The 26,490-nt window shown below is 62.4% G+C and carries 26 protein-coding genes; 5 read left to right on the plus strand and 21 right to left on the minus strand.

Annotated elements, in window-relative coordinates; translation table 11 throughout:
* Positions 1-35: 35 nt before the first annotated feature.
* From acpP to ACWFVE_RS09275, 6 genes are all read right to left on the minus strand, one after another.
* Positions 36-269 (minus strand): acyl carrier protein, encoded by a 234-nt coding sequence (gene acpP / locus ACWFVE_RS09250; RefSeq protein WP_008956801.1) that lies wholly within the window; start codon positions 267-269, stop codon positions 36-38.
* A gap of 124 nt (positions 270-393) precedes the next feature.
* Complete coding sequence (gene fabG, locus ACWFVE_RS09255; RefSeq protein WP_447528982.1) at positions 394-1,146, minus strand: 3-oxoacyl-ACP reductase FabG; 753 nt, start codon at positions 1,144-1,146, stop codon at positions 394-396.
* 44 nt (positions 1,147-1,190) lie between these two features.
* Positions 1,191-2,153, minus strand: a complete 963-nt coding sequence (fabD, locus tag ACWFVE_RS09260; RefSeq protein WP_447528983.1) for an ACP S-malonyltransferase — start codon at positions 2,151-2,153, stop codon at positions 1,191-1,193.
* A gap of 121 nt (positions 2,154-2,274) precedes the next feature.
* A complete protein-coding gene (gene plsX / locus ACWFVE_RS09265) occupies positions 2,275-3,327 on the minus strand; it encodes a phosphate acyltransferase PlsX (protein WP_447528984.1) in 1,053 nt (350 codons plus the stop codon).
* Between the two features lie 42 nt (positions 3,328-3,369).
* The gene (gene rpmF, locus ACWFVE_RS09270) at positions 3,370-3,540 is read right to left on the minus strand and encodes a 50S ribosomal protein L32 (RefSeq protein WP_447528985.1); all 171 of its coding nucleotides are present in this window, start codon (positions 3,538-3,540) and stop codon (positions 3,370-3,372) included.
* Between the two features lie 36 nt (positions 3,541-3,576).
* Complete coding sequence (locus ACWFVE_RS09275; RefSeq protein WP_447528986.1) at positions 3,577-4,125, minus strand: YceD family protein; 549 nt, start codon at positions 4,123-4,125, stop codon at positions 3,577-3,579.
* A 211-nt stretch (positions 4,126-4,336) separates the two neighbouring features.
* Between ACWFVE_RS09275 and ACWFVE_RS09280 the strand changes: the two genes are divergently transcribed.
* On the plus strand, positions 4,337-4,939 hold the full coding sequence (locus tag ACWFVE_RS09280) for a Maf family protein (RefSeq protein ID WP_447528987.1): 603 nt from the start codon (positions 4,337-4,339) through the stop codon (positions 4,937-4,939).
* 2 nt (positions 4,940-4,941) lie between these two features.
* Here ACWFVE_RS09280 and sppA read toward each other — a convergent pair whose 3' ends face one another.
* The 4 genes from sppA to ACWFVE_RS09300 all read right to left on the minus strand — a co-directional run bounded on the left by sppA (position 4,942) and on the right by ACWFVE_RS09300 (position 8,205).
* Complete coding sequence (gene sppA / locus ACWFVE_RS09285) at positions 4,942-6,051, minus strand: signal peptide peptidase SppA (RefSeq protein WP_447528988.1); 1,110 nt, start codon at positions 6,049-6,051, stop codon at positions 4,942-4,944.
* 25 nt (positions 6,052-6,076) lie between these two features.
* The gene (locus ACWFVE_RS09290; RefSeq protein ID WP_447528989.1) at positions 6,077-6,745 is read right to left on the minus strand and encodes an HAD-IA family hydrolase; all 669 of its coding nucleotides are present in this window, start codon (positions 6,743-6,745) and stop codon (positions 6,077-6,079) included.
* Positions 6,746-6,755: 10 nt separating this feature from the next.
* Entirely contained in the window at positions 6,756-7,697 is a 942-nt protein-coding gene (locus tag ACWFVE_RS09295; RefSeq protein ID WP_447528990.1) for an RluA family pseudouridine synthase, read from the minus strand.
* Between the two features lie 313 nt (positions 7,698-8,010).
* Positions 8,011-8,205, minus strand: a complete 195-nt coding sequence (locus ACWFVE_RS09300; protein ID WP_447528991.1) for a hypothetical protein — start codon at positions 8,203-8,205, stop codon at positions 8,011-8,013.
* 177 nt (positions 8,206-8,382) lie between these two features.
* Between ACWFVE_RS09300 and rne the strand changes: the two genes are divergently transcribed.
* Entirely contained in the window at positions 8,383-11,664 is a 3,282-nt protein-coding gene (gene rne, locus ACWFVE_RS09305; RefSeq protein ID WP_447528992.1) for a ribonuclease E, read from the plus strand.
* Positions 11,665-11,740: 76 nt separating this feature from the next.
* On the opposite strand, the gene murB is transcribed toward rne, so the two are convergent.
* Genes murB through ACWFVE_RS09340 form a run of 7 tightly spaced genes read right to left on the minus strand, consistent with a single transcriptional unit; the run spans position 11,741 to position 19,316 of the window.
* On the minus strand, positions 11,741-12,745 hold the full coding sequence (murB, locus tag ACWFVE_RS09310; RefSeq protein ID WP_447528993.1) for a UDP-N-acetylmuramate dehydrogenase: 1,005 nt from the start codon (positions 12,743-12,745) through the stop codon (positions 11,741-11,743).
* 2 nt (positions 12,746-12,747) lie between these two features.
* On the minus strand, positions 12,748-13,212 hold the full coding sequence (locus tag ACWFVE_RS09315) for a low molecular weight protein-tyrosine-phosphatase (RefSeq protein WP_447528994.1): 465 nt from the start codon (positions 13,210-13,212) through the stop codon (positions 12,748-12,750).
* Positions 13,209-14,003: a 3-deoxy-manno-octulosonate cytidylyltransferase gene (kdsB, locus tag ACWFVE_RS09320; protein ID WP_447528995.1), complete on the minus strand. Its 795-nt coding sequence runs from the start codon at positions 14,001-14,003 to the stop codon at positions 13,209-13,211. Before kdsB ends, ACWFVE_RS09315 begins: the two co-directional genes overlap by 4 nt.
* Positions 14,003-14,212, minus strand: coding sequence for a Trm112 family protein (locus ACWFVE_RS09325; protein WP_447528996.1), 210 nt, complete (start codon positions 14,210-14,212; stop codon positions 14,003-14,005). The genes kdsB and ACWFVE_RS09325 overlap by 1 nt, the downstream gene beginning before the upstream one ends.
* The gene (gene lpxK, locus ACWFVE_RS09330) at positions 14,205-15,260 is read right to left on the minus strand and encodes a tetraacyldisaccharide 4'-kinase (protein ID WP_447528997.1); all 1,056 of its coding nucleotides are present in this window, start codon (positions 15,258-15,260) and stop codon (positions 14,205-14,207) included. Before lpxK ends, ACWFVE_RS09325 begins: the two co-directional genes overlap by 8 nt.
* Positions 15,257-16,993 carry a lipid A export permease/ATP-binding protein MsbA gene (gene msbA, locus ACWFVE_RS09335; RefSeq protein ID WP_447528998.1) on the minus strand — a complete coding sequence of 579 codons (1,737 nt, stop codon included), beginning with the start codon at positions 16,991-16,993 and terminating at the stop codon, positions 15,257-15,259. The genes lpxK and msbA overlap by 4 nt, the downstream gene beginning before the upstream one ends.
* 55 nt (positions 16,994-17,048) lie before the next feature.
* Positions 17,049-19,316 (minus strand): DNA internalization-related competence protein ComEC/Rec2, encoded by a 2,268-nt coding sequence (locus tag ACWFVE_RS09340; protein ID WP_447528999.1) that lies wholly within the window; start codon positions 19,314-19,316, stop codon positions 17,049-17,051.
* Positions 19,317-19,408: 92 nt separating this feature from the next.
* Between ACWFVE_RS09340 and ACWFVE_RS09345 the strand changes: the two genes are divergently transcribed.
* Positions 19,409-19,975: a DUF2062 domain-containing protein gene (locus ACWFVE_RS09345; RefSeq protein WP_447529000.1), complete on the plus strand. Its 567-nt coding sequence runs from the start codon at positions 19,409-19,411 to the stop codon at positions 19,973-19,975.
* Here ACWFVE_RS09345 and ACWFVE_RS09350 read toward each other — a convergent pair.
* Together ACWFVE_RS09350 and ACWFVE_RS09355 are read right to left on the minus strand one after the other, a co-directional pair.
* A complete protein-coding gene (locus tag ACWFVE_RS09350) occupies positions 19,972-20,685 on the minus strand; it encodes an ABC transporter ATP-binding protein (protein WP_447529001.1) in 714 nt (237 codons plus the stop codon). The genes ACWFVE_RS09345 and ACWFVE_RS09350 overlap by 4 nt on opposite strands.
* Positions 20,686-20,695: 10 nt before the next feature.
* Positions 20,696-21,937 (minus strand): lipoprotein-releasing ABC transporter permease subunit, encoded by a 1,242-nt coding sequence (locus ACWFVE_RS09355; protein WP_447529002.1) that lies wholly within the window; start codon positions 21,935-21,937, stop codon positions 20,696-20,698.
* 202 nt (positions 21,938-22,139) lie between these two features.
* On the opposite strand from ACWFVE_RS09355, the gene ACWFVE_RS09360 reads away from it, so the two are divergent.
* The gene (locus tag ACWFVE_RS09360; RefSeq protein ID WP_447529003.1) at positions 22,140-23,210 is read left to right on the plus strand and encodes an agmatine deiminase family protein; all 1,071 of its coding nucleotides are present in this window, start codon (positions 22,140-22,142) and stop codon (positions 23,208-23,210) included.
* Entirely contained in the window at positions 23,207-24,109 is a 903-nt protein-coding gene (locus ACWFVE_RS09365) for a carbon-nitrogen hydrolase (RefSeq protein WP_447529004.1), read from the plus strand. Before ACWFVE_RS09360 ends, ACWFVE_RS09365 begins: the two co-directional genes overlap by 4 nt.
* Positions 24,110-24,203: 94 nt before the next feature.
* Here the strand turns inward: ACWFVE_RS09365 and ACWFVE_RS09370 are convergent, their stop codons facing one another.
* Positions 24,204-25,151 (minus strand): Nudix family hydrolase, encoded by a 948-nt coding sequence (locus tag ACWFVE_RS09370; protein ID WP_447530520.1) that lies wholly within the window; start codon positions 25,149-25,151, stop codon positions 24,204-24,206.
* A gap of 103 nt (positions 25,152-25,254) precedes the next feature.
* Entirely contained in the window at positions 25,255-26,475 is a 1,221-nt protein-coding gene (argJ, locus tag ACWFVE_RS09375; RefSeq protein WP_447529005.1) for a bifunctional glutamate N-acetyltransferase/amino-acid acetyltransferase ArgJ, read from the minus strand.
* Positions 26,476-26,490: the final 15 nt, after the last annotated feature.

Consider the following 26,490-nt stretch of genomic DNA (forward strand, 5'->3'; position numbering starts at 1 on the left):
ACCGACTACCCGAAGCTCCTGCGTCGACCAAACCCTTACTGATGGGCGTTGACGTAGTCGATGGCCTCTTGAACCGTCGTGATCTTTTCGGCTTCTTCGTCAGGGATTTCGGTGTCGAATTCCTCTTCCAGCGCCATTACCAGCTCAACGGTGTCAAGCGAGTCAGCACCCAGGTCTTCAGTAAAAGAAGAGCTGTTCTGGATGTCCTCTTCTTTCACGTTCAGGCGCTCAGCCACAACTTTTTTAACGCGCTCTTCAATAGTACTCATCAACGTACTCCAGTCATTCACAGTTAGCCGTATTGATAACCAGCTAGATAGGAAACCGCAAGCAAAAAGCTGCGGGGTAGTTTATAGACGCCCCGGGGCCGACGCAACCGCCAACCCCAGGCCATCAACGCATATTCATGCCGCCGTTGACATGCAGTGTCTCGCCGGTAATGTAGCCGGCGGCATCACTTGTCAAAAAGCCGACGGCGGCGGCAATTTCCTCGGGCCCGCCCAAACGTGCCAAGGGTATCTGCTTCAACAGCGCCTCGTGCTGCGCTTCGGGCAGCGACTCGGTCATATCGGTGGCGATAAAGCCCGGAGCAACGCTGTTTACGGTAATCGCCCGCGAGGCGACTTCACGTGCCAGCGCCCGGCTAAAGCCTTCCATGCCTGCCTTGGCAGCAGCATAGTTGGTCTGGCCCAGATTGCCCATAGTGGCCACCACCGAGCTGATCGATACGATACGCCCAAAGCGTGCCTTTGTCATACCGCGAAGGCAAGCTTTACTTACACGATAAACGGATTTCAGGTTGGCATCCATGACCGCGTCCCACTCGTCCTCTTTCATACGCATCAAGAGGTTATCACGGGTGATACCGGCATTGTTGACCAAAATGGTAGGCGCGTCGAAGCGCTCGTTGATCGCTTTCAATACCTGGTCGATGCTGGCCTGATCGGTAACATCCAGACACAAGCCAGCGCCTTCGATACCCTGTTCTTTCAAATCGTCGTCGATTTTTTGGGCGCCGGCTTCGCTGGTGGCGGTGCCGATCACGATTCGCCCCTGGCGGCCGAGCTCGTGGGCGATGGCACGACCGATGCCCCGGCTGGCGCCGGTGACCAGCGCAACTTTACGTTCCTGATGTTCCTCGGTCATAACGCTTTGCCTTTAACCATTTAAGAGTTTGTGCAGTGTAGCGCTTAGGCGCTGCTTTCGGCCAATGCTTCGCGAGCAAGCTCGAGCGCCTGGTCCAGCGAGTCCGGGTCGTTCACTGCAAGCCCTTTGCTTGCGCGCACGATACGCTTGTTGAGCCCGGTCAGCACCTTACCCGGCCCGCACTCGATGAATACGCTCGCGCCCTGCCTGGCCATCGCCTCTACACAGGTGGACCAACGCACCGGCTGATAGAGCTGCTCGATCAACCGAGTGCGCAGCGTTTCGACATCGGAGTGCGCCAGACCGTCGACATTTTGAACCACGGTGTAGCGCGGCGTGCGAAATTCGATGTCTTTCATGTAATCACTTAGCCGCTCGGCGGCCGGGCGCATCAGTGCACAGTGCGAGGGCACCGACACGGGTAATGCCATCGCCCGCTTGGCACCGGCTTCCTGACAGGCCACGATGGCGCGTTCAACGGCCCCCTTGTTGCCGGCGATCACCACCTGACCGGGCGAATTGTAGTTCACCGCTGAGACGACCTCGTTGCGAGCCACGCTCTCACACGCTGCCTCGACGGCGCTGTCATCGAGGCCCAAAATGGCCGCCATGCCGCCTTCCCCTTCGGGCACGGCTTCCTGCATGGCTTCGCCGCGCATGCGCACCAGGCGCACGCCTTCGGCAAATCCCATCACCCCGGCGCAGACCATGGCGCTGTACTCGCCCAGGCTATGGCCGGCCATGATGCCAGGACGCGGGCCTTCGAGCTCTTGCCACACGCGCCAGATTGCCACGCTCGAGGTCAAAAGCGCCGGCTGAGTGCATGCCGTTTTATTGAGCGCCTCTTCCGGGCCATCCTGGACGATTTTCCATAGATCGAAACCCAAAGCGTCTGACGCTTCCTCAAATGTCGTTCCCACCACGCTATAGCGCTCGGCCAGTTCGCGCAGCATGCCAAGCTGCTGTGAACCCTGACCGGGAAAAACGAGGGCAAGGGGTTGAGACATGTCGTTCACCTTTGCTCTAGTAGGCATTTGCTCATCCGAGCGTATGGGCAGCATTACCGGCGCCGACGCAGCGCGTGCCGCGCCACCGCCTGGACCTGCCAATAAACTATTCAATAAACTATCAATGCGTTGTTGTGGTACCCGAGACGCGTGCGCCCTGCTCGTTTAGCAGGCGCTCGATCCGCGCGGGCAAATTTTGCGCCACCTCGTGCAGCGTGCGCTCAATAGCGTAGTAGAAACCATCGGCCTGGGTACTACCATGGCTTTTGACGACGCTTTTTTTAAGCCCTAAAAGACTCGCACCGTTATAGCGCACTGGATTCAACTCCTGCTTGAGCTGGCGCAATAAAGGCCGAATCAACAGGCTCGCCAAGCGAGCGCGAAAGCGTGACTCGAACGCCACCCGGGCGCGCTCGGCCAGCATCCGGGTCAAGCCCTCGCTGGCCTTGAGGGCCACATTACCGACGAAGCCATCGCAGACGACGACGTCCAGGCTGCCCTGGTAAATGGCATCACCCTCAGCGTAGCCACAGTAGTCGAAACCCAGCGCTGCGCCGCGCTGCTTTAATACGTGGTCGGCTTCGCGCACGCAGGCACTGCCTTTCATGGCTTCGCTTCCCACGTTCAAAAGCGCCACTTTGGGCCGCTCGACCCCATCCAGACACTGCGCCATCGCCGCACCCATGATGGCGAAATCGACGAGTCTGGCCGGCGGCGAATCCACGTTAGCCCCCAAATCGAGCAGATAGCAGCGCTTTTGCTGCCCGCTAGGAATGGACGCGCTGATTGCCGGACGTGAAAGGCCGTCGAACAACCCTACTTCGCGCCGGGCAAGGGCGACCAGTGCGGCGGTATTGCCCGCGCTTAGCCCCGCCACGGCATCGCCTTCGGCCACGCAGCGCAACATGGCGGCCATACTGGTGGCCTTGCCATGGCGCAGCGCCCAGCCCGCCGTGGCGTCCGGCAAAACCTGTTCTGGCGCATTACTGACCGCCAAACGTGACGTTGCCGCAGCCAAGGGCCGCGGCAAACGTGCTAACTCAGCCGCCAGGTGCTGAGACGGACCAAACAGAACCAGCTCGAGGTCAGGGCGTTCAATCACCGCCCTGGCACAGCCTTCGATGATGGCGCGGGAGCCCTGATCGCCCCCCATGACATCAATCGCCAGGCGCACGGGATACTGGCTCTGCTTTGCCGCTTGAAAGAGGCTCGAGGCTTATACCTCGACCACCTTACGACCGCGGTAGAAACCATCCGGCGCGACGTGGTGGCGCAGGTGTGTCGTACCGGTTTCCTTGTCCTGAGACAGCGTCGGGCCTGTCAGGGCATCGTGGCTACGACGCATGCCGCGCTTGGAACGGGTTTTACGGTTCTTTTGAACTGCCATGAGTAGTTACTCCAAAAGTGGATGGGTAAGTGCTGCTTATTTCTTACCGTCGGATGAATCTTTATCCTTCAAGGCGCCAAGCACCGCAAAAGGATTCGATCGAGGCGCGGGCTCTTCGTCCGCGCCGTCGGTTTTACTGACCAGTTGCTCTGCCGAGACAAAGCACTCTTCCTCGGCGTGGTAGACCACCTGAGGCAAGCTAAGGATCAGCTCGTCTTCGATCACGGTGAGCAGGTCCAGCTGTTCGCGCTCCACCAGCACGGGCTCGTGACTGGCAGGCAGCTCGGACGCCAGCGCCTCGTCGGACACCATGCCCAGAAGAAAGTCGCTGGAGACATCCTGGCTCAACGGCACCAGGCAGCGGCGGCACGCAAGCGAAAGCGTTGCGCGCAACTGGCCACGAATTTCACGGCGACCCTGGGCATCGATACCAAACTCAAGCGATGCATAGCACTCGCCGGTTTGTTCGCCTGCCTCTTCGGCAAGACGTGGCAACTTATCAAGCGCCACTTGGCCTTCGAGTCGTTCGTGGCGGGCTGCAAGCTTGTAAGGCTCAACCCGACTGGGGAGTTGTGAGGTCGACATAGGCGCGCAATGATAGGCACTCGCCGCGGCGCTGTCAAAGCCGTCCCGCCATTTCTTCGCTGTTTTGTGCGCAAACCAGTAAAATACCGCCGCTCCAGCACTTTTAATTAAAATATTTATACGCGCACGCGTTTAGCCAACACTTATCTCACCGCCTCATACGCGCGGGAGCGCATCGTTTAAACGCATCACTTACCCAATGGAGAATGCAGTGCCCGAAACCGCTAACGCCCCCCTGGTACTCGCCTCGAGCTCACGCTTTCGCAAGGCGCTTCTCGACCGCCTGGCGCTTCCTTACCAGTGCTTATCGCCGGATATAGACGAAACGCCCCACGCTGATGAAGCGCCCGAGGCACTGGTGCGCCGACTGGCGCTGGGCAAAGCCAGCGCCGTTGCCCAGCACTTCCCCCACCACTTGATCATCGGCTCGGATCAGATCGCGCTGTTCGACGGCGAGATTCTCGGTAAGCCGCACACTGCCGAGCGCGCCTGCGCCAACCTGGCCCGTTTTTCCGGCAATAAAGTCACCTTTCTTACCGGCCTTGCGCTGCTGGACACGCGAACCGGCCAAAGCGAGGTGCATGTCGAGCCTTTCGAAGTACTCTTTCGCACGCTCGACGAGGCGGAAATCGCTCGCTACGTCGCGCTCGAGCAGCCGCTGGACAGCGCTGGCAGCTTTCGTATGGAAGGGCTTGGGGTCACGCTTTTCGAATCACTCAACGGGCGCGACCCCAACGCCCTGATCGGCCTGCCACTGATCGCACTTTGCGGGCTTCTTCGCCAAGCGGGCATGGACCCGCTCGGCGAGCGCTAGCGTTAGCGCGCCTGAAAGCGCAGCGGCGACTGAGTACCTTCAATGCCAAGAATCTCGGCCGCGGCACCAGTAAAGCGACGGGTAAGACGCTCGAACGGGTCGAGGCGAGGTGTGTAATCTTCCCATACCGCCTCGCCCACCTGATCCCGGGCGACCTGTTCCAGGCTTGCCAGCTCGTCGATCAGCCCAAGCTCCATGGCCTGCTCGCCGCTCCAGATGAGCCCCGAGAAGAGCTCGTCGCTTTCGACCAAGCGGCCGTCTCGGCCGGCAATGACGTCGTCAATGAACTGCTGGTGGGTTTGGGTTAATACGCCCTGCCAGAACGCGGCAATCTCTTCGTCCACCGGCTGAAAGGGATCCAAAAACGCCTTGTTCTCACCGGCGGTCATCACACGGCGCTCCACACCCAACTGATCGATCGCCTCTTGAAAGCCGAAACCTGCATAGATCACGCCGATCGAGCCAACCAGACTCGCCGGTGAGGCGACGATGACGTCGGCGGCGGAGGCAATGTAGTAGGCGCCACTGGCGCCGATATCCTCGATGACCGCAATGATCGGCTTATCGCCCTGCTCGCGAAGGCGCATGATTTCGGCGTAGACCCGCTGGGACTGCACCGGGCTTCCGCCGGGGCTATCGATATGCAGCACCACGGCGGCGGCGCTGTCGGCCTCCCAGGCACGGTTGAGCCCTTTGATGATGCGCTCGGCATTCGCCGGTGAGTCACCCGCTATAACGCCACGCACCTCGACAAGCGCCAAGTGCTCCTGGGTGGGGGCGGCGCTGCCGGATTCCGCAAAGAAGGCGCGATACACCGTAAAGGAGATCACCGACAGCACCACCAAAAGGATCAATAGGCGAAAGAAGAGCTTCCAGCGCCGACTGCGGCGCTGTTCGGTGAGCACACCGCCGATCCAGCGATCCATCATCTCGATCTGCGCCAGACGCTGGCGCTCGCGAAGCGTTTCGCTGGTATCATTCGCTGCCCCGGCCGTGCTCTCCTGCCCTTTGGCAGCGCTGACTTCCGGGCCTTGCGTCCAGCGATCCGCGCCACCTTGCTCATCCAGGCGCCGCCGCGGCCGGCCGTCCTGCTGTTCTTTATCGATTGCCATCGTCATATTTCCTGTACGCAGTCGGTTACAAGGTTGCAGGCCTGGTGCCGTCAAGCCAGTTGAAGAGATCATCGACGCTGTGTGCCACCCACTTGGGCTCGCTCGCTTTCAAGCGGGCCGGTGTATGCACACCGTAGGTCACCCCGACCCGATCCATACCGATCGCGCGGGCCATTTCCAGATCATATTCGGTATCCCCCACCATCACCGCCTGCGACACGTCGACCTCGAGCTCTGTTAAAAGCTCGTTGAGCATTTGCGGATGGGGCTTGGAGCGAGTTTCGTCGGCGGTGCGGCTTGCGTGGAAAAAACCGCCGCTATGAGTTTCTTTAAAAATACGGTCCAGCCCGCGGCGGCTTTTACCCGTTGCTACCGCCAGCCGCTGGCCGGGCGTTGAGCGCAGGCGCTCGAGCCGTTCTTCGACCCCGTCGAAAAACGGCATGGGCGTGGTGTTCAGGTGTACGAAGTGGTGCGAGTAGCGCTGCTTGAGGGTCTCGGCCTGGGCGGGTCGAATGCCCGGGCAGAGAGTTGCAATCGCTTCGGGAAGGCCCAAGCCGATGATGTTTTCGATATCGCTCACCGCGAGCTCGCCCCACTCGGCTTCCAGAGCGGCGGCCTGCATACAGGCGACGATTTTCGGCACCGAGTTCATCAGCGTGCCGTCCCAATCGAAAATGATGAGTTCATAGCGCATGGATCGCTCCTTAACGGCGCGCGCGAGCAAGCGCGGATTCCAGTGCCTCGGGCAGCGGCGCCTTTACCGTGACCGGGCGCCCGTTACCCGGCTCGGGAAAGGTCAACGCGCGAGCGTGAAGAAAAAGCCGTTCGACCTTGAGCTGGCGCGTCATGTAATTACTCTCTTTAGTGGCGTACTTGTCATCGCCCAAAAGCGCGTGGCCTGCGTGAGTGGCGTGCACGCGAATCTGGTGGGTGCGCCCGGTCACGGGCTCGGCCTCGATCAGCGTGGCCTTCTCGAAGGTTTCGAGCACCTGGAAGTGAGTGCGCGAGACCTTGCCGTTCGGGTCGACCCGCACGCGACGCTCGCCGTTACCGGCATCATAGCGATCCAGCCGGGCACTGACGTAGGTCTTGCGCGCCGGCCAGCGCCCGCTGACCAGTGCCACGTAGCGCTTGTCCATGCCGTGCTTTTTAAGCGACTCGTTCAAAGTGACCAGCGCCTCGCGGGATTTGGCCAGTAGAAGGCAGCCAGACGTGTCGCGGTCGAGCCGGTGGACAAGCTCCAAAAAGCTCAGGTCATCACGCACCTGCCTAAGCGCCTCGATCAAACCGATCTTCACCCCACTACCGCCATGGACCGCCAGCCCCGAAGGCTTGTTAAGTACCATCCAGTCCGGGCCTTCCATGATGACGCTCCCGATCAGCAAGTCGCGCAGGTTGTCGCTCACCTCTTTTTGCGCCTCCCTGGGCGCCAAACGCAGCGGCGGCACTCGAACCAGGTCGCCGGAGGTCAGCCGGTAGTCGACCTTGACGCGCTTTTTGTTAACGCGCACCTCACCTTTACGCACGATGCGATAGATCAAGGCGCGGGGCGCCCCTTTTAAACGGGTCATCAAAAAATTATCGATACGCTGACCCGCCTGTTCCGGGGCGATCTCCACCCACTGTACTTCACGCCCTTCGGCCATCGCCGCATGCTCCTGGTCGGTTTTTACAATATCCAGCTAAAGCGCCATTCTAACGTAGTGCTCGAGCCATTGCGTCAATTGCTGGCGGTTGGCTTTACTGTTATATTCGAGGCGGCTCATTGGTATGGCGTGACCCACCGTAAGGTCAGCCCGACGAACGCTGCGGTCATCGCGTTTTAAGCGCCCCGCCTGTCGTCTTACGCCATACGCAAGCGCCTGCCCGACTAACACGCAGGCCCGAGCAAAGGTTTAATGGATTAGTGTACGCATTACCCATGACCGAAGGTTAGAAATGAAGGACCTCTACCGTTTTTCAAACGATAGAGTCCATGGCGCTACCTGATTGGCCGCCATGAGTGATTTGAAGACACGTAACGCCCAAGGCCGAGTCGCTTTGCTGCACCTTCTCGACCTTGGGCGTCAGGATCAACGCTGTGCCGATACCGGCGTTGACGAATCGATGAATGCCAGGTGTTGGCGGTGTCAGCAGGGCCGGATGGACGCACAAGCCACCGAAACACGTCCTGCCTCCGCCACGTACTCAACGCCCACCAACCGTCGGGCCACCACGCCCCCGGTTCAATGCGTCAGCATAGCCATGCGCCGAGCACAAGCACGCAGCAAAAGCGATTCGTCGACGCTACCGCCTTGACGGCGCATCGGTGCACACGCTTTGCGAGACACCATGAAAAGAATGCTCATCAACGCAACCCAGCCCGAAGAGCTGCGGGTTGCGCTCGTCGACGGTCAGCGCCTGTACGATCTGGATATCGAATCCGGCGCGCGCGAACAGAAAAAAGCCAACATCTACCGCGGCAAAATCACCCGCGTCGAGCCCTCGCTCGAAGCAGCGTTCGTCGATTTCGGCGCCGAACGCCACGGCTTTTTGCCGCTAAAAGAGATTTCCCGGGAATATTTCCTCAAGGACGTTTCCGGTCGACCCAGCATCAAGGAAGTGCTGAAAGAGGGTCAGGAAGTCATCGTTCAGGTCGATAAAGAGGAGCGCGGTAACAAAGGGGCGGCGCTGACCACCTTTATCAGCCTGGCCGGACGCTTTTTGGTGCTAATGCCTAACAACCCCCGGGCCGGCGGCATTTCGCGGCGCATCGAGGGTGACGATCGCAGTCAGCTAAAAGACGCCATGTCGCAGATGACCGTGCCGGACAAGATGGGCCTGATCGTGCGCACCGCTGGTATCGGCCGAAGCGCCGAAGAACTTCAGTGGGACCTGGACTACCTCGCCCAGGTGTGGGAATCGGTGACCGCGGAAGCCTCCAAACGCCCGGCACCGTTTCTGGTCTATCGTGAATCCAATGTGATCATCCGCGCCATGCGCGACTACCTGCGCCAGGACATCGGCGAGGTATTGATCGATAGCCCCGAGATCCACGCCGAGGCGCTGAGCTTCATCCGCCAGGTAATGCCCTCCTACCAACAGAAGATCAAGCTTTATACCGACGAAGTGCCGCTGTTCTCGCGCTTTCAGATCGAATCGCAGATCGAAACCGCCTATCAGCGCGAAGTGAAGCTGCCCTCCGGCGGCTCGATCGTGATCGACCACACCGAAGCGCTGGTCTCCATCGATATCAACTCGGCGCGGGCCACCCGGGGCAGCGACATCGAAGAGACCGCCCTGCAGACCAACTCCGAGGCCGCCGACGAGATCGCCAGGCAGCTGCGCCTGCGCGATATCGGGGGCCTGGTGGTCATCGACTTCATCGACATGGGCCCGGCACGCAATCAGCGCGAAGTGGAAAACCGCATGCGCGACGCGCTCAAGCTCGACCGGGCGCGGGTTCAGATCGGCCGGATTTCCCGCTTTGGCCTGATGGAAATGTCGCGCCAGCGCCTGCGCCCCTCGCTTGGCGAAACCAGTGGCGTAGTTTGCCCGCGCTGTAACGGCCAGGGCACCATTCGCGATGTGCGTTCGCTGTCGCTCTCGATCATGCGCTTGATCGAAGAAGAAGCCATGAAAGAGCGTAGCGCCCAGATCCGCGCCATTTTGCCGGTGCCGGTCGCCACCTATCTGCTGAACGAAAAGCGCAGCGTGCTCGCCGATATCGAAGCGCGTCAGGACGTTCGCGTAGTGCTGCTACCCAATCCGGACATGGACACGCCGCACTACGACGTGCAGCGCCTGCGTAACGACCACCTCGACGAAGACGAAAGCCATACGCTTTCAAGCTACGAGCTGTCCGTGGATACCGAGGTCGGTAAAGAGCCCGACGCAAGCTTCGCGCCGCCAGCCCAGCGCGCCGAAGCCGCGGTCAAGACCGTAACCCATAACGCGCCGGCGCCGGCGTCGCTGCAAAACGAAGAAACCCCGGCCAGCAGCGCTAAAGTCGAGAGCGCTGATAGCGCCGAGACCGGCGTACTGGGCCGCTTGATCCGCGGCTTTGCCAAGCTCCTCGGTAGCGACGACACCGCAAGCCCCGAGAGCAAGCCGGCTGCCGAACCCGCTGCCCGCAAGACGCAAAGCAGCGAGCGCGGCGGCGAGCGCGCCAACAAGCCCGCCCGCGAGAGACGCCCGGAAAGCGCCACACCGCGAAGCGAGTCGAGCGCCTCCTATGCGCGCAGCGCCGCCCCCGCGAAGAGCCAGGACGACGCCAGCGACAAGCGTAGCGGCCCGAGCCGCTCGCGCAATCGCCGCCGTAACGCCCCGGGCAGCGAGCAGAAACAGGGCGAAAACGCCACCAAACCCGCGCGCCAAAGCGAGCGCGAGGCCGAGCAGAGCGAAGCCAGCGCCCCGGCGCCGCAAAACAAGCGCTCGGATAGCCGCCGCGACAAGCCCCGGGACGCTGGCAAGGACAACGCCAAAGAGACGCCCCAGGAAAATGGCCGAGCCAACAAGCCTAAGAGCGAATCGAACCGTGGTGCCAAGGAGTCCGAGCCCAAGCAGGAAGCCAAAGCCGAGACGAAACCCGAGGCCCAGCAGGACGCCCCCAAAGACGACGGCAAACCCAAGCGTACGCGCAACAACCCGCGTAACCGCTCGCGCAAGCAGGCCGTCAACCCAAAAGCCGAAGCCGAGCAGCTAGCGCTTCAAGCCGAAGCCGCCAAGGCGCCAGCGCCGGAGGATACAGGCAGCGACGCCCCAGGCCCGGTTAGCGAGCCAGTCGCCGCCCAGGTAGCCGAGGAGAAAACGCCGGAAAGCGTCGCGCCGACGACCGAAGCAGCCGTTGAAGCGCCGGCCGAGAACGCCGCTGAGGATACCTCTGGCCAGGCGGCCCCGAGCGAAACGCTCGAGTCGCCCGCAGCCAAAGCGGCGCCGGTAGAATCCGAAGTGCCGGTAGCCGAGGCCGACAAGCCCGACGCGGTCGAGCAGGCCGAAGAGGTCAAAGCAACCACCGCCCCCGCCGTGGAAGCCGAAACCGAACACCGGGTCGAGCAAGACGATGCGCCAACAAGCGCTCAGGATGAGGTAACCCGCGAAGTGCCCCAGCCTGCAGAAGCCACGCTAGCCGAGGAAACCACTCAGGCTGAAACCCTCGAGCAAAACGCCGCTCCACAAGCGCTCGAGACCGAGCCCGCCAGGCCCGTTGCGGCTGACGAGCAGCGTGAAAACGCCGCGCCCGCCGAGGAGCAGGCGCCTGTCGAGGAGAAGCGCGAGCCGCACGTCGAAGCCGAGGCAGCGCCGCAACAGCGCGAAGCCGACCAGGCGACGGATGCGCCCCTGACCTCCTCGGAAAGCGAGCTTCCCGCGGAAACCGAGCAAGCCAGCCCGTCTACGCTGGCCGAGGCCGCACCGCTGGAGCAAGCGTCGGACGAGTCAGAGCCCACCGCGGCCACTGACACGGACGAAGCCCAAAAGCGCTCTGACGATATGGCCGACAAGGTCGAGGCTTCCGACCAGGCAAGCCAGCCTCAGGATGAGGACGCCAGCCCCAAAACGGCGCCCAAGCGCCGCCGGCGGGCACATAACGACCCGCGTGAAAAGCGCAAGCAAGGCAGCACCGGCCAGGAGTAAACCGCGTGCGCAAAAAAACCCCGCCTGGCGCGGGGTTTTTTTATGCCTTACAAAAGTGCCGGTTTCACCAACGGCGCTAGACCACCCGTGGCTCCGGCTCCAGGGTAACGCCAAAGCGTTGGCGCACCATTTCCATGATGCGCCGGGCAAAGCTTAAAAGCTCCTCGCGGGTACCCCCGCCAAAGTGAACCAGCACCAGCGCCTGACGCGCGTGTACGCCAAATGCGCCTTCGCGGCTACCCTTGAGCCCACACTGGTCGATCAACCAGCCGGCCGCCAGCTTGCAACGCCCGTCCGGCTGGGGGAAGCTCGGCATGTCCGGGTAGCGCTCGGCTAGCGCCTTCGCCGCCGGGGCCTCGACCACCGGATTTTTGAAGAAGCTCCCGGCATTGGCAAGCGTTGCCGGGTCCGGAAGCTTTTCTCGGCGTACACTGCCCACCGCTTGCGCCACCTCCAGCGGGCCGGCGCTGGCGGGTACGCGGCGGGCCAGATCGCCGTAGCCAAGCCGGGGGACGCCATCGCGGGTAAGCTTCAGCGCCAAGCGAGTAATAGCCACTTTCCCACTCAGCGCGTTTTTGAATACGCTATCGCGATAGCCAAAGCCGCACGCCTGGGGCGTTAACCAGTAAGCGCGCTGGCTGGCAAGCTCCATGACCTGGACACCTTCGATCACGTCCTTGAGCTCGACCCCGTAAGCGCCAATATTTTGTACCGGTGCAGCGCCGCAGTTGCCCGGGATCAGCGCCAGGTTTTCGATCCCCCACCAGCCCCGCGCGGCAAGCGCCATGACCAGCTCATGCCAATTGACGCCGGCGCCGGCGAACACGGTGGCCTCGCGCCCCCGGGTCTCTATCCACCACTGGTCGAAGGCCAGCGTCACCGCCGCGCCCTCGAAACGTTCGGGCAGCAACACGTTGCTGCCCCCGCCCAGTAGCGTGATCGCCAGGTTGTTTGCGCAGCACTGTTCGAGCACGCCGCGTAGTTCGTTGAGCGTGGCCGGACGAGCGCCAAAGGCCGCCTGGCAGGGAAGCTTCAGCGTATTGGCAAGGGTCAGGTCCACCCGGGGGGTTAGATAGGCCACCCTCACCCCTTCCTGATAGCGTCGAGAAGGCCCTGACAGGCCGACTCAATCAGATCCAGCACGTGCTCGAAGCCCTCCTCGCCACCGTAGTAAGGGTCCGGCACCTCGGCCTCGACGCTGTCGGCGTAGGACAGAAAAAGCGCCGTGCGGGCGCGGCTATCCCGGGGCGCCAGCGCGCGAATGGCGTCCATGTTGGCGTGGTCCATCCCCAATACGTAGTCGAAGTGGCTGAAGTCCTCGACGCTTAGCTTTCGAGCACGCAGATGGCTGATATCCACGCCACGGCGGCTGGCCGCTTGCCGGGCGCGCGCATCCGGGGCCTTACCCAGGTGCCAATCGCCCACGCCGCAAGAGTCCACTTCTATTTCACCTTGCAAATCCGCCTCGACCAGCGCCTTTTGAAAAAAGCCTTCGGCGCTGGGCGAGCGGCAAATGTTTCCTAAACAGACAAACAGTACCCGCGTCATTGAGACTCCGCTTGGTCGATGAGTAAGCGCACCTTGGCGAGATCCTCGAAGGTATCCACCCCGGCAGGGTTGGGCTCACAGGCAAGCGCTACCTGGATGATGTGGCCATGCTGGAGCGCGCGTAGCTGCTCGAGCTGCTCGAGTTGTTCGAGCTGCGAAGGCGCCATGCTCTGGTAAGCGCTCAAAAAGCTTGCCCGGTAAGCGTAAATGCCGATGTGCCTGAGCCAGGCATCGGTATTCAAAAGGCTCGGCTTTTGCGCAAACTGCTCCCGGTCCCAGGGAATCGGCGCGCGGGAGAAGTAGAGCGCCCGCCCGGCGTGGGTGCGAACGAGCTTCACCACGTTGGGATTGAAAAGCGTCTCGATATCGTGGATAGGCTCGGCCAGGGTGGCCATGGCGGCGTCGGCATCGCACGCCAAACGCTCGGCCACCTGATCGATCAGCGCCGGGGGAATCAGCGGCTCATCGCCCTGTACGTTGACCAGCAGCGTATCGCCTGCAAGCCCTAAAATATCCGCCACCTCGGCCAGCCGGTCCGTCCCGGAGAGATGATCGTCCCGGGTCATGACCACCTCGGCCCCATAGGGCAAAAGTGCCGCCTCGATGCGCGCATCGTCGGTCGCCACCACGACACGGCGGGCAAGGCTTAGACAGGCGCGGCGCCATACGTGGGCCACCATGGGCTCACCGGCGATCTCCATGAGCGGTTTACCGGGCAGCCGCGAGGAGTTAAACCGCGCGGGAATGACGACGATAAAGTCGACCCTCGGATCGGTCGTTGGTACCGTCATCACGCCTGCCCTGTACGCCCCGGTGAGCGGTTGAGCTTCTCGTCGGCGCTAAGCACCCGCGCCTCTTCCGGCAGCATCACCGGAATGTCTTCTTTAATCGGGTAGGCCAGACCTTCGTAGTGGCAGGTAAGCTCCTGCGCCTCGCGGTCGTAGTCGAGTTTACCGGTGCAGAGTGGGCAAACCAGCATTGCCAAGAGTTCCTTATCCATGAGCGCCTTCCTCGTCTGTGTTCGTCGATAGTGATCTATTCGTAGGCCGCGTTGCCAGCTTTTCGAGCAGCCAGGCTTCGAATTCCCCGGGCAGTTCGGCGTCGACTTCCAGCGCCCAGCTGTCAAAGGGAACGAGCGATTGACACTTTACCGCGTCCTTGGCCGTCATCACGAGCGCACGCTTGGACGTAAAGTCGAAGGTACGGGCCGTAAATGTCTGATGGTCTGCAAGCGGGTGCATCTCACCCGCTACGTTAAGTGTTTCGAGGGTTTTAAAAAAGCGCGCGGGGTTGCCGATACCCGCCACGGCGTGAACCGGCAACTTGAACGGCAGCGGTGTCAGTGCCGCGTGCTCACCGGTGCTTACCCGCCGCCACCGCGCCGGCGCCAGCGTCATCGGTACCGCCTCGACCGGAAGCGCCTCGGCCAAATCGCCATTGGCGATCACCGCATCCACGCTTGAAAGGCGCTGGGCCGGCTCGCGAAGCGGCCCGGCGGGCAGGCAGTGCTGGTTGCCAAGCCCCCGGGCGCCGTCGACGACCACCAGCTCAATATCCCGGGCCAACGCCAGGTGCTGCAGGCCATCGTCGCTGATCACGATATCGCACCCCAGCTCGATCAGTTTTTTAGCCCCGCGCGTTCGTCTGGGGTCCGCCACCACCGGCGCACCGGTTTGTTTGAAAAGCATCAGGGGCTCGTCACCGCTATGGGCGGGGCTGGTGGTATCACTGACCACCAGCGGGTAGCGCGGTGCGTGGCCACCGTAGCCGCGGCTCACCACACCGGGTCGCCATCCGTGATGCTGGAGCAGATTGACAAGCCAGGCCACCAGCGGCGATTTGCCGGTCCCGCCCAGGGTAATATTACCCACCACGATGACCGGCACCGGCGCGCGCCAGGCAGGCTTTTTACCCGACGCATAAGCCCGGAAGCGTCGCGCCATCACCGTGGCGTAGAGCGCGCCCAGCGGGTAGAGCGGTACAAGCCACGGTGCCTGCCGGGCGCTTTTTATATAAACGCCCTCCAGCCAGCGGCTTGCAAAGCTCACGCGGGCTCCTGAAACTGCATTTGATGAAGGCCGGCGTAGGGGCCCTTGCGCCCGAGGAGCGCCTCGTGGGTGCCCTCCTCGACGATTCGCCCCTGCTCCATCACAACGATTCGATCGGCACGCTCGATGGTAGAGAGCCGGTGGGCGATCACCAGCGTGGTGCGCCCCTTACACACGTACTCGAGCGCCTTCTGAATGTAGCGCTCGGACTCGGAATCCAGCGCCGAAGTCGCCTCATCGAAAATCAGAATCGGCGCGTTCTTGTAGATGGCCCGCGCGATGGCCAGACGCTGGCGCTGGCCGCCGGAGAGGGTAAGACCGTTCTCGCCCACCAGGGTCTCGAAGCCATCTGGCAACTTCTCGATGAATTCGCTGGCGTAGGCGGCGCGGGCGGCCTCCTTGACCCGCTCGAGGTTCGGATTCTGCTCGCCGTAGGCGATGTTGGCGGCGATGGTGGTGTTAAAAAGCGTCACCTGCTGCGAGACGATGGCGATCTGACGGCGAAGTGCGCCGAGGGCGTAGTCATCCGCCGGCACCCCGTCGATCAGCAGACGCCCCTGGGTGGGGCGGTAAAAACGCGGCAAGAGCCCCACCAGCGTCGACTTGCCGCCGCCGGAGCGCCCCACGATGGCGACCATTTCCCCTGGCGCGACGTGCAGATCGATGTCGTGGAGTACGTCAGGCTGGTCGTCGGCGTAGCGAAAGCTCACGTTTTCGAAGTTCACCTCGCCCTGGAGCGTATCGGGCTCGCGCGTGCCGTTGTCCGGCTCGGCGGCTAGATCCACCACGCTGAAGAGCTCGGCGGCGGCGGCAAGACCTTTCTGGATCTCGCCATTGATCTCGGTGAGCTGGCGCACCGGCTTGATCGTCATTGCCGCGGCGGTGATGAAGGCGACGAACTCGCCGGGGGTCATATCCGCCATGAAGGCGGGCGCCATGGCAAGCCACACCAATAGCGCCATGGAGACCGCCACCAGCATCAAAATCACCGGCGAGCTGACCGCCCGGGTCATCGCCTGCTTCATGCTTTGGCGGCGATTCTCTTCACTGGCCTTCTCGAAGCGCTGCTTTTCGAAGGCTTCGGCGCCATGGGTACGCACCACTCGGTAGCCGGACAGCGCTTCGGATGCCACGTGGGTTACGTCGCCCACGGAATTCTGGATGCGTTTGGAAATCTTGCGAAAGCGCTTGCTCACGAAACTCACCACGACCGCGATCACCGGCGTCACGCCCAAAAACAGCAGCGTGAGCATCCAGTTGGTCCAAAGCAGATAAAGCACCAGCCCGATGACGAATAGCCCTTCACGCAGAATCACGGTGACCGCATTGGTCGCCGCTCCCGCCACCTGCTCGACGTGGTAGGTCACCCGCGACACCAGATGCCCGCTCGAGTGCTGGTCGAAAAAACGCCCGGGCAGATGCAGCATATGATCGAACACATCGCAGCGCAGGGTATGGATCACGTAGCGCCCCACGTAGGCCATGTAATAGGTGCTTAAAAACGTGCCGATCCCGCGGGAGGCGAACATCAGTACGACGAACAACGGCAAAAAGAAGCGAAACGCCGCGTCCGGATTTTGAATTCCATCGATCAGGCGCTTCATCATCTCGGCCAGCGCCGTACTGGAGGCGGCGTAAATCAAAAAGCCGATGATCGCCAGCGCGAACATTTTCCAGTGCGGCTTTACGTAGCTCAGCAAGCGTTTATACAACACCCAACTCGAATCGGTCACACGGGCTCCTGGCGTGATGTGCAGTGCGCAGGATTCTACCTTAAGGCGCCGCGTATCAACACCGCTTACGCCCTCCATCGATGCCGCGCTGCGCCGACACTTCGACCTCACGGCCCGCTTTTAGATAAAACGTCAGCGCCCCGTGCTGGGCGGTGCTCCAAAGACAGCTGCCGTTTCGTCGAAAACGGCGCACGACGTCATCCACCGGATGGCCGAAAGCGTTATCCCGCCCGGCGCTGAACACCACGTGCTGGGGGCGGCTGGCGCGGACGAACTGAACGCCGGAGCTTGTGCGGCTACCGTGATGCCCTGCGACCAGCACGCTTATGGGTGATTCGATGTCGCCCACCAGGCGCCGCTCGGTGTCACGGCCCACGTCACCGGTGATCCAAAGCCGGTGCTCCCCAATGCTAACCTCCAGCACACAGGAGCGCTCGTTGTGGGTTAGCTGATTCTCCCCCGCCGGCGGCCAAAGCACGCGATAACTAACGCCGTCGTGCTCTTCGTGCTGGCCTCTTACGCAGTGCTCGAACGAAACGGGCAAGGCCTCGCCTTGGGGCGCCAGCCACTGTGCGGCGCGGTGTTCGCGCATCAGGGCCGCCACCCCGCCGGCGTGGTCGATGTCGCTGTGGCTGACCATCACCCGATCGAAGCGCTGACCCGGCGCCCAAAGCGTCTCCAGCGGCATGAAGCCGCTTTGAAAGCGTGGACCGGTGTCGTAAAGCATGCGCCAGGACGCGCTCTCGAGCTCGACCAGTTGCCCCTGGCCCACATCGAATACAGTGACGCGTAAAACGCCCGGCGCCAAAGCGCTTGGCTGATGCGTCAAGACAAGCGCGGCGGTCACCAGCAGCGCCGCCGCGCGCAGCCAACGCGGCACGAAGGCAAGCCCAAAGCAAAGCGCCACGAGCAACAGTGCCGCCGCCAGCGGCAGCTTGAGCGACGCCGAGGGCTCCCAAAGCGGCGCCGCGCCGAGGGTCAGGCTCAACAGTCCATGAAAAACGCCGAGCGCCTGCTCGAAGCCCCACCACACGAACACGCCGACGTAGGGAAGCGGCGCCAACAGCCAGCCAAGTAGTGCCAGCGGTACCATGAGCGAGCTGACCCAGGGGACAGCCAGCAGATTCACCAGCGGCGCGCCCGGGGCTACCCGGCCAAAAGCGATCAGGACCGCCGCCGCCATGAGCGGCGCCAGCAGTAGCTGGGTGCGCACCAGCGCCCAGCACCAGCCTTTCACCCCGGAAGGCCGGGCGCGGCCCTGCCAAATAACGATAAGCCACCCGACCGCGACAAAGGAGAGCCAAAGCCCGGGGCGCCAAAGGGCCAGCGGGTCGAGCAACACGATCAACAAAAGCGCCAGCCACCAGGCCTGCCAGGGCCCGGGCGCGTGACGCCCGCTCAGCACCCAGAGCCCGAGCAGCGTCATCACCATGGCACGCATGGCAGGCGGCCCCATACCGGCCAGTAAGGCATAGCCCACGCAGGCGGCCCCCGCCGCCCACCAGGGCCAGGCACGCAGCCGCCAGTCGAGCGGGGTGAGCAGGCGTGCCGCGAACCGGGCGACCAGCAAAACCAACGAAGCGATCAGCCCCACGTGCAGCCCGGAGATCACCACCAGGTGCGTCGTGCCGGTGGCGTTCAATAGCGCCCAATCGTCCTGGGTCAGTTGAGAGCTCTCGCCCAGCGTAAGCGCGGCCAGCCAGCGCCTGGTTCGATCAGAAAGGTCGGTGTCCGCGATTTTCGCAAGTGCGCGCTTTTTAAGCGTCGAGCGTGCGTCTTTCAAGCGAAGCGGTGCGGGGCTTTCACGTACGTAGCCCGTCGCGTGGATGCCCTCGCGCCAGAGCCATCGGGCGTAGTCGAAGGTATTGGGGTTGGTAAAACCGCGCGGTGGGCGCAGTCTAAGCGTCAGTCGCCACTGCTCGCCGGCTTGATACGATATATCGCTGTAAGTCGTGACACGCACGCGTTTGAGCGACTCGCAGCTCAAGCGATGGGGCGGGCTTTCGCACCGGTCAACGCGCAGCGTCAGCCGCGTCGCACCCGCCAGGGGCTTAACGCTATCGACGCGCGCCTCGACCAGGAGATCCTCGCCACCAAGCCCTGCGGGGAGCGCGCGCTGCCACTCAACTTGAATCCCCACGAACACCCAGGCACCGATCAAAAGCAGGGCCAACGCGCGCGGCGCGCGGTTGATCATCAAAAGCGCGGCCAGCAGGAGCGCGCCGATGGCCACGCCCAAATGCCCGCCGGGGCCGCTTAGCCATGCTAAAAGCGCCCCGCCAAGCGCTGCCACCGCCGCCGGTATGATCCCCCCTGCCCGCATCGTCCCCTCCGTGGCCGGCGTTCAACGCTCGGCGTAGCCTAACCGCCGCGCGATGTGGATAATAGAGCGCACTATTTCAAAGAGTAACCGACATGCCGCGCCGTTTCCTGCAGCGCTACATGCCCAAGCCCGATACGTTAAGGCGCCAGCGCTCGCTTCGCTTCATGGCGCCCTTGATTGCCGACCCCGGATTGTGGCTCTTGACCCGCAGAAGTGTCGCCAACGCCTTTAGCGTCGGGCTTTTCTGCGCCATGCTGCCCATCCCGCTGCAGATGATGGTCGCGGCACTGGGTGCGCGCATCGGGCGCTGCAACCTGGCGCTTTCGGTGAGTCTGGTCTGGATTACCAATCCGCTGACCATGCCGGTGATCTTTTATTTCAACTATCGGGTGGGAACGTTTTTGATGGGCGCGCCGGTGCGCGAGGCACCGTCACGTATTTCGACCCGCTGGCTGGCCGAGCAGATGCACGACCTGCTTCCGCCTCTTTTTCTAGGCTCTATCGTGACGGCGTTGATTCTCGCCGTGGCGGCCAACGTGGTCATTCGGCTGATCTGGCGCTGGCACGTCTCGCAAAGCTGGAAGCGCCGCCGGCTCAAACGCCAGCAGCGCCGGGCGACCATGGAAGCCAAACTGGACGAGCAAGACGAAGCGCCCTAAACGGGCGCTGTCACTTCCTCTTGCAGCCGTCCCGCATTGAGACGCAGGACGCGGTCCTGGTGGGCCGCCAGGGCCACGTCGTGGGTCACGATCACGAACGCGCAGGCGCTCTCACGGGCAAGCTCGTCCATCAAACTCAAAATGGTGCTGGCGGTGGTTTGATCCAAATTGCCGGTGGGTTCGTCCATCAGCACCAGGCTTGGGTCGGTCACGAGTGCCCGAGCGATCGCCACGCGCTGGCGCTCGCCGCCGGAAAGCTCGCCGGGCTTGTGCTCCGCCCGTGACTTCATCCCGACCCGCTCCAGAATCGTCATCGCCCGCTCTTCGGCGGCTTTTTTACGCTGGCCCCGAATGATCAAGGGAAGCGCCGCGTTCTCGACGGCGCTGAACTCGGCCAGCAAATGGTGAAACTGGTATACAAAGCCGATATAGCGATTACGAAAGCGACCCAGCTGCGTTTCATTGAGCCCGGCCAGGGATTCATCGGCGATCATCACGCTGCCCTCGCTTGGCCGGTCTAGCCCGCCCAGCATATTCAGCAACGTGGTTTTACCGGAACCGGAGCTACCCACCACGGCGACGCGCTCGCCGGCGCGCACCTCGAGATTGAGCTGATCCAGCACCGTCAACTCCTGGGGGCCGACGCTATATACGCGGGTCAGGTTCTGGCAGGAAAGCATGACCGGAGCCTGGGAAATCGTTGAGTTCATGGGCGCGTCCTTATTCATAGCGCAGTACGTCCGCCGGCTGTACGCGCGCGGCCCGCCAGGCGGGATAAAGCGTCGACAGGAAAGTAAGACCGAAAGCGGCCAGCACGATGTTACGAATATCGTCGAACAGCAGCCGCGACGGCAGGTGGCTGACGAAGTAGACGCCGGAGTCGAGGAACTGAATGCCCGTGATGCCTTCGAACCAGCCGATGACATCCGAGATCGTCAGCGCCAGCACCACCCCGGCCAACACCCCCAGGGCGATGCCGATGATGCCGATGGTCAACCCCTGAACGATAAAGATCCCCATGATAGAGCGCGGCGTCGCGCCTAGGGTGCGCAAAATGGCGATATCCGCGCGCTTATCGGTGACCACCATGACCAACGTCGAGACGATGTTGAACGCAGCGACCGCCACGATCACCGTCAGCAACAGCCCGATCATGCGTTTTTCCATCTGAATCGCCTGGAACAGGCTGCCCTGGGTAAAGGTCCAGTCGCGGCCCACATAGCCCGGGCCCAGGTCGTTGACGATCGCCTGGGTTTCGCTACCGGCCACGAACAGGTCGTTGAGCTCGAGGCGCAGGCCGCCGATGGCATCGCCAAGGCGCGCAAGGGTCTGCATGTCTTCGATGTTGGCGTAGGCCAGGCTGCCGTCAAGATCGGCCCCCACGCTGAAGATACCGCTGACCGTAAAGCGCTTGAGACGCGGAAAGACGCCCGCCGGGGTAATCGAGGCCTCGGGGACCAGCAACGTCACCCGATCGCCGACACCGACGCCCAGGCGGCTGGCCAGTATCGAGCCCAGCACCACGTTCCACTCGTTCGGCGCTAGATCGTCAAGCTCGCCCCGGCGCATATGATCGCCGATGATCGATACCTGATCCTCCCAGGCCGGGTCGATACCGGTCACCATGGCGCCTTCGTTGCGCCCGCTGGCCGAGAACATGCCCTGCTGCTCCACGTAGGGCGCCACGCCGATGACGCGGTCGCGCTCGATCAGCCGGTCGGCGAGCGCCTCCCACTCGACGAGCCCGGGCTGATACTCGATTTTGGTGTGCGGCACCATGCCCAGAATGCGCGTGCGCAGCTCGTAGTCGAAGCCGTTCATCACCGACAGCACGAGAATCAACACCGTGACGCCTAGCGTCAAACCCAGCATCGAAATCAACGAGATAAACGAAATAAAGTGGTTTCGGCGTTTAGCGCGCACGTAGCGCAGCCCCACCAAAAAAGGCAAACGATCAAGCATGGCATCATTCCTTGGTTATATGGCGCCCATGGTACGGTTTTTTTATACGCCCTGCATGGGTAAACACGCATGACAGAAGTAATCTTTTACCCGGCGCAGTAGCGCGCGGGATGACTTGCAACTTGGCGGGCGAGCCCCTACATTGCGCCCTTTGGTCGGTATCCAAGCCCGGCCTCTTCCTTGGCAACGAGAGCATGCAATCTTGGCACACCCTACTGACCGTTTGCTGCCGGAATGGCACCCCCAGGATGCCCTGCAGCTCACTTGGCCGCGCCCGGACGGCGACTGGCGCCCCCTTTTAGAGCGTATCGAGGCAACGCTTGAGCGCATCGTGCTGGCCGCTGTGCGCTATCAGCGCGTTGTCGTCAGCGTACCGGATACCGCCACAAAGACGCGCCTTGGCGAACGTTTTGCCACCCTGGGCGTTTCCCGCGCGCGGCTGCTGCTCATCGAAGCCGCCACCGACGACACCTGGGCGCGGGATCACGGCCCGCTTGGGGTGATCCGCGCGGACGGCGAAATGGCACTTCTCGACTACACCTTTACCGGCTGGGGCGGCAAATTTCCCGCCCGCCGCGACGATGCCTTGACGAAAGCGCTCGATAGCAAAGGAGTTTGGGCCTGCAAGGTGGTGAACAAGTCGCTGGTACTGGAAGGTGGCGGTATCGAAACCGATGGCCAGGGGACGCTTTTAACCACCAAAGCATGCCTTTTAAACCCGAACCGCAACCCGGACTACTCCCTCGAGGCGCTCGAGCACGCGCTAAAAGCGGATCTGGGCGTCGACCGGGTACTGTGGCTCGAAAACGGCTACCTGGCCGGCGACGATACCGACAGCCACATCGACACCCTGGCCCGGTTTTGCAGCCCCACGACCATTGCTTACGTGCGCTGCGACGACGAGACAGACCCGCACTATCCAGCGCTCAAAGCGATGGAGGCCGAACTACAGGGGTTTCGTCAACCAAACGGTGAGCCCTACCGTTTGATCGCCCTGCCCTGGCCCGCGGCGGCGTTCGACCCCGAGGATGGCCACCGCCTGCCGGCCACCTACGCCAACTTCACCATCATCAACGGCGCCGTACTGGTGCCTACCTACGCCGACGCCAACGACCTGGCGGCATTGAACGCTTTGGCCAGCGCGTTCCCCGAACACGCCATCATTCCCATCGAGTGTCAAAGCGTGATTCGCCAACACGGTAGCCTGCATTGTCTAACCATGCAGCTACCCAAGGGCACGCTTAACCAGGCCCTTTTCGAGGAGGCACCATGAGCAACACTTTGAGCGTGGCAGTGATCCAGCAAGTGGCCTGGCCGGATAAGGCCCAGAGCCTGGCCGAGAGTGAAAAAGGCGTGCGCGACGCCGCAGCCCAAGGGGCGAAACTGGTGCTTTTGCAGGAGCTTCACGCCACGCACTACTTCTGCCAGTACGAAGACCCGGCGCTTTTCGACCTGGCCGAGCCTTTGGATGGCCCCACGGGCCAGCGCCTGGCGGCCCTGGCCCGGGAGCTCGATATCGTGCTGGTCGGCTCGATTTTCGAAAAGCGCGCCGCCGGGCTCTACCACAATACCGCGGTGGTGTATGACGGCGCCAAGGGGCGAGTGGGCCAGTACCGCAAGATGCATATCCCCGACGACCCGGGCTTTTATGAGAAATTCTACTTCACCCCGGGCGATATCGACGCCGCCCGGGGTGAAGGCTTTACCCCCATCGACACCTCGGTGGGAAGGCTTGGCGTTTTGGTGTGCTGGGATCAGTGGTACCCGGAAGCGGCACGCCTGATGGCGCTGGCCGGCGCAGAGCTACTGCTCTACCCCACCGCCATCGGCTGGGACCCGAATGACGATGATGCAGAGAAGGCGCGCCAAAAGGACGCCTGGACGTTGGTGCAGCGCGCCCACGGCGTCGCCAATGGCCTGCCGGTACTGGCCGCCAACCGGGTCGGTTTCGAGCCGGACCACTCCGGGGTCGGCGCCGGGGTCGACTTCTGGGGCGGCAGCTTCATCTGCGGTCCCCAGGGCGAGTTTCTGGCCCACGCCTCGACGCGCACCGAACAGCTCGTGGCCACCCTCGATATGATTAAAAGCGAGGATACCCGGCGTATCTGGCCGTTTCTTCGCGACCGCCGGGTCGATGCCTACGCTGACTTGACCCGCCGCTACCGCGATTAAACAAAAGCACCGGCGCCCTCAAGGACGCCGGTGCTTTTGAATGCTTCACGCCTTTCGAGCAGCCTCTAACCGGGGCACTCGAAAGGCCAAGTAGCTACTTCCAGAAATCGCGAATCGACGCGATGCCCTGGGCGCCAACCGCGCGCGCGTGATTGGCGTCAAAGCGGGTCATGCCACCGAGGGCGAAAACCGGCATGCCGGCATGCTCGACCAGCTGCTGAAAATCGTGCCAGCCCATGGGCGCGACATCCGGATGCGAAGGCGTCGTGCGAAGCGGCGAAAGGGTAACGAAGTCGCAACCCAGACCTCGCGCCTTATTGAGCTGCTCCTCGTCGTGGGTCGATGCAGACAGCCACTTGCCCTCGGCAATGGGACGGCGCTCCAGCTCCATCAGGCGCTGGCTGGTCAGATGAATACCATCGGCATCCACCTGCTCCAAAATATCCGGCTCGCCGTTGAGCAACAGCCTGGCGCCGAATTCGCGGCACAGCGCCAGCGCCTTCTCGGCGCGCTTGAGGTAAGCATCGCGTTCGAGCCCCTTGGCACGCAGTTGGACTAGACGCACGCCGTCTTCGTCGAGGGCGCGGCGCAACAGGGCCTCGAAGCGTTCATCGTCGGGTTCCTCCCCGGTGATCAGATACTCCTTGGGCAGCATGACCGCGCGCAAAATCGGCAGGTTAGCCGCCGGGAAGGGGTAGCCGGCCAGATCTTCCATCGCGACCCAGCGCACCGCCTGGCCTTCCCGCCCGAAAGGCTCGCCGGCAAACTCATGCACCAGCCAAACATCGAGCAGGATATGTTTGTCGCTGTACTCGTGATGAACGCGAATGAGCGGCTGAGCACGGCGGATCTCGACGCCGAGCTCCTCGTGAAGCTCGCGCTTGAGCCCTTCAAGACCGGTTTCGTAAGGCGCCAGCTTCCCCCCAGGAAACTCCCATAGACCGCCGTGATCCACGTTGGAAGGCCGGCGGGCAATCAACACATGCTTTTTGTCCGCACTAACGATGGCGGCCGCGGCGACGTGAACCCGTCGTTTTACCATTACATTCATTACGTGTTTTCCACATTGGAGCGCTATGACATGGCGTAGCGCTTAACTGCACAGGACTAAACTTTACTATAAACGCGACTCGATCAGGCGCCGGCTAGCTTCGATAGTCGGCGTTGATCGATACATAATCGTGGGAAAGATCCGAGGTCCACACCGTGGCGCGGGCATCGCCCCGCCCGAGCTGGATACGGATCGTGATCTCTTCTTCGGCCATCACGCGGCTACCCGCGGCTTCCAAGTAGCTCGCCGCTCGGCCGCCATGCTCGACCAGTCGGACATCGCCCAAGTCGATCATCACGCGGCTGACATCGAAGGCCTCGACCGGCGCGCGGCCAACGGCGGCCAGAATACGACCCCAGTTGGCGTCGCAGGCATACAGCGCGGTTTTCACTAGCGGCGAATGGGCCACGGTAAAGGCGACGTCCCGCGCCTCCTTGACGCTCTCGGCGCCGTCTACCTCGAGGGTGACGAACTTGGTGGCGCCTTCACCGTCGCGGATGATCGACTGGGCAAGCCGAGTCATTACCTGGCCAAGCGCTTGCTTGAATACCGCGATCTGCTCATCGGTCTCTACCCGTACGCCGGTGTTGGTGGCGGCCAGCATACAGGCATCGTTGGTCGAGGTGTCGCTATCCACTGTAATCGCGTTGAAGGATTCATCCACGGTTTCGCGCAGAAGCCGGGCCAGCAGGGGCTGCTCGATGCTCGCATCGGTGACCACGAAGCCCAGCATGGTTGCCATGTTGGGCTTGATCATGCCCGAGCCTTTGGTGATCCCATTGATGTTAAAGGCTTGGCCGTCGATCTCTGCGGTCACCGTGGCGCCTTTAGCGCGGGTGTCGGTGGTTAAAATCCCCTCCCCGGCCAATGCCCAGGCTTCAGGGCCATCGTCCAGCGCCTGGAAGGCGGCGGGAAGACCGGCCAACAGGCGTTCCATGGGCAGCGGCTCGCCAATCACGCCGGTCGAAAACGGCAGTACCTGGTGTTTAAAAACGCCGGCCTGATCCGCCAGTGCTTGGCAGGTCTGGTACGCATCCCTCATACCTGCTTCACCGGTGCCCGCATTGGCGTTGCCGGTATTGATGACCCAGTAGCGTGGCGCCGCGCTTTCATCCTGCAAATGCGCCTTTGCCGCCATCACCGGCGCGGCGCAAAATGCATTTTGGGTAAACACCCCCGCCATGGTGGCGGTACCGGGCAGCTCGATGACGACGAGATCACGGCGCTGGGGCTTTTTTATCCCCGCCATGGCAGACCCAAGCCGCACCCCCTCGAGGGGCGGCATTTGTGGAAACGGATAGTGACCCACCGCCATGCTCTTCTCCTTTAA

The organism is Vreelandella mediterranea, from assembly GCF_970647075.1.

What these genes read in the sequence shown, in the direction of transcription:
- acpP (WP_008956801.1), bottom strand. Translation starts at nt 269, where the DNA reads ATGAGTACTATTGAAGAGCGCGTTAAAAAAGTTGTGGCTGAGCGCCTG.
- fabG (WP_447528982.1), bottom strand. Translation starts at nt 1,146, where the DNA reads ATGACCGAGGAACATCAGGAACGTAAAGTTGCGCTGGTCACCGGCGCC.
- fabD (WP_447528983.1), bottom strand. Translation starts at nt 2,153, where the DNA reads ATGTCTCAACCCCTTGCCCTCGTTTTTCCCGGTCAGGGTTCACAGCAG.
- rpmF (WP_447528985.1), bottom strand. Translation starts at nt 3,540, where the DNA reads ATGGCAGTTCAAAAGAACCGTAAAACCCGTTCCAAGCGCGGCATGCGT.
- ACWFVE_RS09275 (WP_447528986.1), bottom strand. Translation starts at nt 4,125, where the DNA reads ATGTCGACCTCACAACTCCCCAGTCGGGTTGAGCCTTACAAGCTTGCA.
- sppA (WP_447528988.1), bottom strand. Translation starts at nt 6,051, where the DNA reads ATGGCAATCGATAAAGAACAGCAGGACGGCCGGCCGCGGCGGCGCCTG.
- ACWFVE_RS09290 (WP_447528989.1), bottom strand. Translation starts at nt 6,745, where the DNA reads ATGCGCTATGAACTCATCATTTTCGATTGGGACGGCACGCTGATGAAC.
- ACWFVE_RS09295 (WP_447528990.1), bottom strand. Translation starts at nt 7,697, where the DNA reads ATGGCCGAAGGGCGTGAAGTACAGTGGGTGGAGATCGCCCCGGAACAG.
- rne (WP_447528992.1), top strand. Translation starts at nt 8,383, where the DNA reads ATGAAAAGAATGCTCATCAACGCAACCCAGCCCGAAGAGCTGCGGGTT.
- ACWFVE_RS09315 (WP_447528994.1), bottom strand. Translation starts at nt 13,212, where the DNA reads ATGACGCGGGTACTGTTTGTCTGTTTAGGAAACATTTGCCGCTCGCCC.
- kdsB (WP_447528995.1), bottom strand. Translation starts at nt 14,003, where the DNA reads ATGACGGTACCAACGACCGATCCGAGGGTCGACTTTATCGTCGTCATT.
- ACWFVE_RS09325 (WP_447528996.1), bottom strand. Translation starts at nt 14,212, where the DNA reads ATGGATAAGGAACTCTTGGCAATGCTGGTTTGCCCACTCTGCACCGGT.
- ACWFVE_RS09340 (WP_447528999.1), bottom strand. Translation starts at nt 19,316, where the DNA reads ATGCGGGCAGGGGGGATCATACCGGCGGCGGTGGCAGCGCTTGGCGGG.
- ACWFVE_RS09345 (WP_447529000.1), top strand. Translation starts at nt 19,409, where the DNA reads ATGCCGCGCCGTTTCCTGCAGCGCTACATGCCCAAGCCCGATACGTTA.
- ACWFVE_RS09350 (WP_447529001.1), bottom strand. Translation starts at nt 20,685, where the DNA reads ATGAACTCAACGATTTCCCAGGCTCCGGTCATGCTTTCCTGCCAGAAC.
- ACWFVE_RS09355 (WP_447529002.1), bottom strand. Translation starts at nt 21,937, where the DNA reads ATGCTTGATCGTTTGCCTTTTTTGGTGGGGCTGCGCTACGTGCGCGCT.
- ACWFVE_RS09365 (WP_447529004.1), top strand. Translation starts at nt 23,207, where the DNA reads ATGAGCAACACTTTGAGCGTGGCAGTGATCCAGCAAGTGGCCTGGCCG.
- ACWFVE_RS09370 (WP_447530520.1), bottom strand. Translation starts at nt 25,151, where the DNA reads ATGGTAAAACGACGGGTTCACGTCGCCGCGGCCGCCATCGTTAGTGCG.
- argJ (WP_447529005.1), bottom strand. Translation starts at nt 26,475, where the DNA reads ATGGCGGTGGGTCACTATCCGTTTCCACAAATGCCGCCCCTCGAGGGG.